Here is a 4494-nt window from a genome sequence, read left to right as displayed (position 1 = left end):
CCGCAGAGCTTTTCTTTACAAGTATCTATTGATACACGACAATTAACCCCTTAACGTCCCGCCTTGTGGAGTGCTCCCTTAGGTGCACAATAAGAGGACTCCCCACTCGCTGGGGAAACTAATTGAATGGAAACAAGTTAGCGTCGGGTAGGTAGTCATTATCTCATCGTACTCCCCACTCGCTGGGGAAACTAATTGAATGGAAACATGGAATGAAGGTAACGGTAATACTTATCCTTAGGAGTAAACTCCCCACTCGCTGGGGAAACTAATTGAATGGAAACCAGGTTTAAGCGGTGTTAGCGGTGCCGAAATTGGTTCTCCCCACTCGCTGGGGAAACTAATTGAATGGAAACCCGCTGCCAATCGCCGCTACGAATGGGTAGGACAAATGATCTCCCCACTCGCTGGGGAAACTAATTGAATGGAAACAATCTCTTGATTGCGACTCCCACATGGGGAATGTCGGTTTCACTCCCCACTCGCTGGGGAAACTAATTGAATGGAAACTCGGTTAAAGTCCCGTTTGCGTTCTCCTCTTCACAAATTATCTCCCCACTCGCTGGGGAAACTAATTGAATGGAAACATATAATTTAGGCGGTTGGTGTCAGCATCATACTGGTATACTCCCCACTCGCTGGGGAAACTAATTGAATGGAAACATTCCTACGATTTTACACATCTCAACGATTTGCTCGCGAGTCTCCCCACTCGCTGGGGAAACTAATTGAATGGAAACATGATAAACACCTCGCGATTCGGGCCTTTGCCGCCGACTGCTATAGCTCCCCACTCGCTGGGGAAACTAATTGAATGGAAACTCCTTAGAGATATGTTTGCAAGCCACATGCAAACAGCTATCTCCCCACTCGCTGGGGAAACTAATTGAATGGAAACAATCTATTTCGTGATGGACGGGCGCAAAGCGATATACATCGGCTCCCCACTCGCTGGGGAAACTAATTGAATGGAAACGCCGGTGTATCCGTTGTCCTGTATCTGTTGCCGCCCAAACTCCCCACTCGCTGGGGAAACTAATTGAATGGAAACAATACTTTGGTTGAGCCCAAAAACAAAACAGCTAGGACTCCCCACTCGCTGGGGAAACTAATTGAATGGAAACCATCGTTCCAGATTGCTTCGTCGGTGTAGCCATTCCACACAGGCTCCCCACTCGCTGGGGAAACTAATTGAATGGAAACTGTGGCGTTAGGATCTTGACTCATTGAGCTAACCTTTGTTCTCCCCACTCGCTGGGGAAACTAATTGAATGGAAACTGTCTCAATTGTGTTTTTCTTTTCTGGAATATGTTTAGAGACTCCCCACTCGCTGGGGAAACTAATTGAATGGAAACACGTCGGGCTCGCGTTCTTCGTGCGTGTCAGCTAGCTCGCGCCTCCCCACTCGCTGGGGAAACTAATTGAATGGAAACTCAGACACATCGAAGCGCTGACGAATAAATTCCCGCTCCCCACTCGCTGGGGAAACTAATTGAATGGAAACATACATACTCTCGTAAATCGTGCTCAACTTGCTCATACAACTCCCCACTCGCTGGGGAAACTAATTGAATGGAAACGAGCATGAAGTTGCTCATGCGTGTTTGAAGCTCGAACATCCGTCTCCCCACTCGCTGGGGAAACTAATTGAATGGAAACGTGCAAGAACTGGAGCAGCGCTGGGTAGCGGCTGGGGTGATCTCCCCACTCGCTGGGGAAACTAATTGAATGGAAACACTTGCCCTTGGCTCGCCTGGACGCAATCACAGAAAGTGCGTCTTCTCCCCACTCGCTGGGGAAACTAATTGAATGGAAACATTGTCTCATTAGAATTCCGAAAGGCTACTTGGTTACCAGCTCCCCACTCGCTGGGGAAACTAATTGAATGGAAACTGGGTTGGATATCCGATTTCGTTAGCTGTTTAACCTTAGCTCCCCACTCGCTGGGGAAACTAATTGAATGGAAACCTGCTTTAACCTCATCCAAAGAGGCATAAGGCTTGTCAGCTCCCCACTCGCTGGGGAAACTAATTGAATGGAAACTTCAGGATTACAACGCTGGCCTAACCTCTGATGAGCTCCCCACTCGCTGGGGAAACTAATTGAATGGAAACTTGCTCTGGTGGGGCCGTTTAAGGACTATGTAATCCCCCTCCCCACTCGCTGGGGAAACTAATTGAATGGAAACTCCTATTTGGTGAATGTGTGCTGTCAAGTTAGATCTATACTCCCCACTCGCTGGGGAAACTAATTGAATGGAAACTGGCTTCATATAAAATGAATTGATAATCACTAATACCTACTCCCCACTCGCTGGGGAAACTAATTGAATGGAAACTTACTTGACCAACGGGTAAATAGGAGATCGGTCAAATCGTCACTCCCCACTCGCTGGGGAAACTAATTGAATGGAAACACCAGGTTCTAGGCATACTGTCATCCCCCAGGTCAGCCCTCCCCACTCGCTGGGGAAACTAATTGAATGGAAACTTGAGGCCCCAGCGCACCCAAATTGCAGATGTTACAAAATACTCCCCACTCGCTGGGGAAACTAATTGAATGGAAACGATTTTACTGGAGTTCTTAACTGGGGAAACCCTTTTAACTCCCCACTCGCTGGGGAAACTAATTGAATGGAAACACGTAATCCCCTTCGCCGTCGATCACATCATCGGCAATCCTCCCCACTCGCTGGGGAAACTAATTGAATGGAAACTTTCCTCAAGCTTCCCGGATAGGCTGATCAAGTAACTCCCCACTCGCTGGGGAAACTAATTGAATGGAAACTTGGCTCCTACCAACGCTCTATCGAGCAAAATCATGGCGCTCCCCACTCGCTGGGGAAACTAATTGAATGGAAACCAACAGATCGCCACGGCCTGCCAGCGGGGCCAGACTGCTCCCCACTCGCTGGGGAAACTAATTGAATGGAAACTTTTCTTGTCTTGTGGTTCCGGCTCCAGACGTTGACTTTTCTCCCCACTCGCTGGGGAAACTAATTGAATGGAAACTCTTAGAACGTTGCGCCCCAGGTCGAGCTGAGCGAGCTGCGTCAACTCCCCACTCGCTGGGGAAACTAATTGAATGGAAACCTTCACGCTCAAAGTATGTAACCCACTTTAATGTAGGCTCCTCCCCACTCGCTGGGGAAACTAATTGAATGGAAACAAAACGGTCATCAGCCAAGAAACGAACATTGGTCAGAGCTCCCCACTCGCTGGGGAAACTAATTGAATGGAAACCTAGAAATTGCTTGGTTCGAAAGAAAAGCTGTAGAAGACTCCCCACTCGCTGGGGAAACTAATTGAATGGAAACGCTAAAGAGTTTGGTAAGGCGGCTATTTCAGTATTTAGCTCCCCACTCGCTGGGGAAACTAATTGAATGGAAACCAATGCCAGGGCTCGACGGTCTGTGGATTTCGCTATAAATCTCCCCACTCGCTGGGGAAACTAATTGAATGGAAACTAGCCTGAACGTCACGCATTGAACAGGTTGAGCTTATCCAAACCTCTCCCCACTCGCTGGGGAAACTAATTGAATGGAAACAGGGCTCTTGATTCGTTGTGGTCGTTCTTAGAGCTCATCTCCCCACTCGCTGGGGAAACTAATTGAATGGAAACACGAACACCCGTCAATGTGTTTCCCAGCCCTGGTGCATTCCACTCCCCACTCGCTGGGGAAACTAATTGAATTGAATGGAAACTTGTGCCCAGTACATATGGTTAGGTAGATCTAATTCTAAAGCTCCCCACTCGCTGGGGAAACTAATTGAATGGAAACTGCACTAGCTTGTAAGATGCAGGAAAACGATCGCGCTACTCCCCACTCGCTGGGGAAACTAATTGAATGGAAACCCTAAGTAAACCTTGGCAATATTGACATCCTTTCCGTTGACTCCCCACTCGCTGGGGAAACTAATTGAATGGAAACCGTAATCAACAGACCCCAGTACGTTCTGTCCTGGCTCTGCTCCCCACTCGCTGGGGAAACTAATTGAATGGAAACACTATTAATAAAATTAAAATAGAATATTAGGAATAGAAAAAAAGGACTAAAAAATTAGTAATTTAATGTGGGCAATCTACCCTAAAGAACCCCAACAACGCATCCCCGCCGCCCGCTGCTCCAGGTTCAGGTAGCTGGTCAACGACGCCAAGCTAGCATGGCCCGTAATCGCCATGATCTGCCGCAGGGGCACCCCTTTAAACTCAAACAGGTCCAAGGCCCGTCGCACCCTAGCACCCAACCTCAACCCCACCGAATCTCCTCAAACCGCTTGGGATTCAGCTTGGTATATCGAACCGTGTGCTCAATATTGCGGTGCCCCAACCAGTCCTGAATCAGTCGAGTGTCTAGCCCCTGGTTAGCGAGATAGTAACCACAGGCATGGCGCAGCATGTGGGGATGTACCGGCACTTAACGGGTGACAACGTACCTAGAGAGCTTGCTGCATCAGGGATAGAGCATAGAAACCTCGCTGAAAATAGAGTTG

The 4494-nt window shown here is 48.3% G+C and carries 1 protein-coding gene, 1 pseudogene and 1 CRISPR repeat array; the gene and the pseudogene both read right to left on the bottom strand.

The window, feature by feature from the left end; all coding sequences use genetic code 11:
- Positions 1-98 precede the first annotated feature (98 nt).
- A CRISPR array of direct repeats spans positions 99-4007; the repeat unit is 36 nt; unit sequence CTCCCCACTCGCTGGGGAAACTAATTGAATGGAAAC.
- A gap of 76 nt (positions 4008-4083) precedes the next feature.
- Complete coding sequence (locus E1H13_RS26185) at positions 4084-4236, bottom strand: hypothetical protein (protein ID WP_169617899.1); 153 nt, start codon at positions 4234-4236, stop codon at positions 4084-4086.
- Positions 4237-4250: 14 nt separating this feature from the next.
- Positions 4251-4409 (bottom strand): annotated as a pseudogene (locus tag E1H13_RS26180) (tyrosine-type recombinase/integrase); the annotation flags it as partial.
- Between the last annotated feature and the right edge of the window lie 85 nt (positions 4410-4494).

Source organism: Nodosilinea sp. P-1105 (genome assembly GCF_012911975.1).
GTDB lineage: Bacteria > Cyanobacteriota > Cyanobacteriia > Phormidesmidales > Phormidesmidaceae > Nodosilinea.
This window is presented reverse-complemented; position numbering and strand designations above follow the sequence as displayed.